This is a genomic window from Blautia sp. HCP3S3_D9, assembly GCF_052063845.1.
In the GTDB taxonomy this organism is placed as follows: domain Bacteria; phylum Bacillota; class Clostridia; order Lachnospirales; family Lachnospiraceae; genus Blautia_A.
In genome coordinates, this window is sequence record NZ_JBQHWS010000202.1 from 1 (window position 1) to 4,104 (window position 4,104).

A 4,104-nucleotide genomic window follows, 5' to 3' on the forward strand; every position below is an offset into this window, starting at 1 on the left:
GGCAGCGTCAGATGTGTATAAGAGACAGGAACTTATCTTGGATTTATGATAATCTTGTACTTATAGCAATCCTCTGAAGTAATGTACGCTAAGAGGAAACGAAAGTGTTTTTTTCTGTGGGAAAATGAAAAGTTAAATTATAGGATAACATCATAATTACACCAGTTTACAACTTTATAAATGGTAGACTTGCTGACAAACCAACTGTTTTAAAGCCCTTGTCATAGCATTTGATTTTATGTGTGTTTCGATATTTTTCACGAAAGTGGCAAAAAATATCTGACTGCGAATGCCCTGACTTAATTCAAAACGAAACTCCTGTACACTTTTGGTGCGGTACTCAGAAAAATGTTCGTTCTGATAGGGCAGAATCTTCATAGCACAGTAACTGATGTTGATCAGGTTAACCAGCATCTCAATCCCTTTGCAGCTTCGCACCATATAGCTGCAAAAAGACCAGAATGTTTTCTGCTCATAGTAGCTCGTTTCAATATTCCAGCGAAACGAGTATAGAAAGAGTGGAATGTATTTCATCCGGTCACTGCCTGTCTGGTTCAGTGGTGCTTTCTCCTGCCATGCACAGAAAATCTGCAGATCTTCTGGAAAAACAGTGCTGAAGAACAGCCGTTTTGTGCCATGCTCTTTTTCAGCGGCAGTGACATACGCAAGGACTTCACGGGTACCAAAGATCCTGGTCAGAACCCGGCGGACACCGGTATAATAATCTCCAATCTTTTCATTGGAAAAAGTAAAATCTGTCTCAACAGAAAGGCGTTTGCCATGTTTAGCAGGACGTCCCCTGTGTCCAGTGCGCGCAGGCTCAAGATCATACATGACAGAGTCAGCCCTTGCATTACCAATCAGATCCAGGTTTGGATATTCATCAATGACAGATACCAGGTTCTGTTTTGTATACCAGCTGTCGCAAAGAATAATGACATGTTCTTTGCCGTGAAATTCTGGCATAACCTGCCGGATCATGGATGCGGCCAATTCCAGTTTTGATTCTTTTTTCTGCCACATACGATAACCGAGAGGAACAGAAAGGTACGATACCTTATCGTGATTCCAGACGGGCACGCAGAGCATGACGCTCACAAAGCAATGTCCATTCAAATAGTTAGAACCATTGTGTGCAGCATGGTCAAACAGTTTTGAAACATTTTCAAACTTTGTGCCAAATATGAATAATATCAACAGAAACAGGGTATCTGCTGTTGGAACAGAAAAAGTTTCAAAATAAATCAAAAAATATTGATGAAGTCTACCAATCAGTGTTTTTTCGTTGTATAATGATTTTGTCGTACAGGGCCACTTTCCTTTGTAATGTTTTCAGCAAACTCATTATACATCAGAAAACCCTGTACGATATTTTTTTATGAAAAAGTTGTAAAGTGGTGTTGATTATTAAGGTTACAAGGTGAATGATAACAGGTATAAAATAATTATCATGTGACATTTCAATTTTGAGGAGCATAAACTATTAATAAAGCAGCTTTTGAGGAGCTTTTATGGCTTTTTATAAAAATATGCGTATGCAGCAGGCGAATGTGGATACGGGACGATACCAGGTTTCGGTGGTGGATCAGCTGAGTAACCGTCCGGTTGAAAATGCGCGGGTGAGGATTTCTTATACGGGAGCGCCGGACAGTGTGATCGAAGAGGTGATAACGGATTCTTCGGGGAGGACGCCGGTGATCGAATTGAAGACTCCGCCGTTGGAATACAGTATGGAACCGGTGGAGCAGCAACCTTATGCGGAATATACGGTGCAGATTGATGCGGAAGGGTTTGAGCCTAAGGAAGTGGCAGGCAGCGAGGTGCTGCCGGATGTTCTGTCCAGACAGCCGGCGACATTAAATGCACTGGAGCCGGGAGAAAGCTATCAAAGAGTCGTAATCCCGCCACATACTTTGTTTTATGAATATCCGCCAAAGATTGAGGAATCTGAGATTAAGGCAATCAATGAAACCGGAGAAATCGTACTGAACAAAGTGGTTGTTCCGGAATATATCGTGGTACATGACGGCCCGATCAATGATTCCTCAGCAGAGAATTATTATGTACGTTATCGGGATTATATTAAAAATGTAGCAAGCAGTGAAATCTATGCCACCTGGCCGGATGATACGATAAGAGCAAACATTCTGGCAATCATGTCGTTTACATTAAATCGTGTATATACGGAATGGTACCGGAATGTTCACTAATTCGGTATTGCAGGAACATTCAGTTTGACGAATTATGTATTAAAGTTCATGGGAAAAACGCTTATACCATAGAAAATAACAGGGATAAGGAAGATTAGAAAAATTTTCTGATAGAAATCGAAAATAACCTATGGTATAGTGATATTAGAAAAGGAGGATGGCAAACGGTGAAACAAAATAAAATTAAACCGGATACCATACTAAAGAACTTTTGGAGAGACAATCATCATTTTGCAGATTTGTTTAATGCTGCACTGTTTGACGGTGAACAGGTACTGAATCCAGCTGATCTGTCAGAAGCAGACACGGATGTTTCCTCATTTCTCAAATTTAATGGACATGCTGAAACAGTACAGAAAGTACTGGATGTTGTAAAGAAAACAGCATATGGTATTGATTTTGTAATCTGGGGACTGGAAAATCAGGCAAAAATTCATTATGCAATGCCACTTCGTCATATGATTGGAGATGGTTTTTCCTATCTAAAAGAGTATCAGGAAATTGCAGCAAAGAACCGAAAAGATAAGAACTTTGCATCATCAGATGAGTTTCTTTCCAATATGAAGAAAACAGACAGACTGCATCCAATGATAAGCCTTTGCGTTTATTATGGAGAGAATCCATGGGACGGACCTTTGTGCCTGATGGATATGCTGGAGGTTCCAGAGAAAATAAAACCTCTGGTAGCAGACTATAAGATGAATTTACTCGAATTAAGGACAAGCGGATCACTTCAGTTTCATAATCAGGATGTCAATACTGTATTTGATATCAGCCGTTCTATATATGAACGTGATTATAATAAAATTAATACAGTATATAAAGACAGGCTGATTGCATCAGAACTGGGAGTGGTGATCGGAGCGATCACACAGTCGCAGGAACTGATAGATCATGCTTTAGAACTGGAACAAAAAGGAGGTCGGGTTAATATGTGTAGTGCGTTGGAAGAATTAAAAATGGAAGGAAAGCAGGAAGGCAAGAAAGAAGGACTTCAGGAGGGCATGATTGCTGGCACAATTAAAACCTGTAAAAAATTTAAACTTGACCAGAAAGCAGCTATTAAAAATGTGATGGAAGAGTTTTCTTTATCTAAAGAAGCTGCCAGTAATTATGTGAAGAAATACTGGTAATATGATGTACCCTATATCTTACGAAAAGAAGAGAATGTTCGGAAAGGAATAGGTGATATTATGGGAGGAAAAGTCCTGGAATTGGAATCTGAAAGACTTAAAGCTGAGGGAAAAGCGATTGGACGTGCAGAAGGAGAGGCAATCGGACAGGCGAGAGGTGAGCAGTTATATAAAGAATATAATCTTTAAGAAAAATGACAGGAGGAAAGGCAGATACCTTTCCTCCTGTTGTCGTCATACATATTTTATTTTTTGAAGTTTATTAGCAAATGACAAGTCCCAATGCCTTGAAAAAACGGTATGAATCTATAAATGCTGCAAGATACAATACGGCATGAGATTCATCATCTATTTCCGTAGATAAATCAATAAAATGATCTACAGCATTTCTGGTTTCCACAGACATCTCTTGTTGGTTCAGCTTTTTCTCGGCTTCATCTGTTTTAGTAAGAAGCGATTGATAATATTTATCTCTATTAAGCAAAGAATAATAGGTTTTCTTCATGGCCTCTCCATAGATTGACCTGACAAGTTCGTAAATTTCCTCATTTGTAGCACCGCTTTTAATAGCGTCAACCAGTAGTTCATTAGATAACATTGGTTTACCTCCTCGAAATTTTTATGAAGTTGATGCCACGTCTACTACATTCATCCTAGATTATTCGCGGAACAGCCGTGAAACCGGCTGAAAGCCGCATAGTTGCTGTGTTTTAACAGTATATTGCTTTTCACCTATCAAGTGAATGAAAAAAGAGCATCCA

General features: G+C 39.4%; 5 protein-coding genes. 3 read left to right on the forward strand and 2 right to left on the reverse strand.

Annotated features, from left to right (window positions below; all coding sequences use genetic code 11):
- Positions 1-174 precede the first annotated feature (174 nt).
- The gene (locus tag ACTNES_RS19765) at positions 175-1,197 is read right to left on the reverse strand and encodes an IS701 family transposase (RefSeq protein WP_330636029.1); all 1,023 of its coding nucleotides are present in this window, start codon (positions 1,195-1,197) and stop codon (positions 175-177) included.
- 314 nt (positions 1,198-1,511) lie between these two features.
- On the opposite strand from ACTNES_RS19765, the gene ACTNES_RS19770 reads away from it, so the two are divergent.
- The 3 genes from ACTNES_RS19770 to ACTNES_RS19780 all read left to right on the forward strand — a co-directional run bounded on the left by ACTNES_RS19770 (position 1,512) and on the right by ACTNES_RS19780 (position 3,532).
- Entirely contained in the window at positions 1,512-2,210 is a 699-nt protein-coding gene (locus ACTNES_RS19770; protein ID WP_441040470.1) for a carboxypeptidase-like regulatory domain-containing protein, read from the forward strand.
- Positions 2,211-2,377: 167 nt separating this feature from the next.
- Entirely contained in the window at positions 2,378-3,343 is a 966-nt protein-coding gene (locus ACTNES_RS19775; protein ID WP_441040471.1) for a hypothetical protein, read from the forward strand.
- A gap of 60 nt (positions 3,344-3,403) precedes the next feature.
- Positions 3,404-3,532: a hypothetical protein gene (locus ACTNES_RS19780; RefSeq protein WP_441040472.1), complete on the forward strand. Its 129-nt coding sequence runs from the start codon at positions 3,404-3,406 to the stop codon at positions 3,530-3,532.
- Between the two features lie 73 nt (positions 3,533-3,605).
- On the opposite strand, the gene ACTNES_RS19785 is transcribed toward ACTNES_RS19780, so the two are convergent.
- Positions 3,606-3,941 carry a hypothetical protein gene (locus ACTNES_RS19785; protein ID WP_441034500.1) on the reverse strand — a complete coding sequence of 112 codons (336 nt, stop codon included), beginning with the start codon at positions 3,939-3,941 and terminating at the stop codon, positions 3,606-3,608.
- Positions 3,942-4,104: the final 163 nt, after the last annotated feature.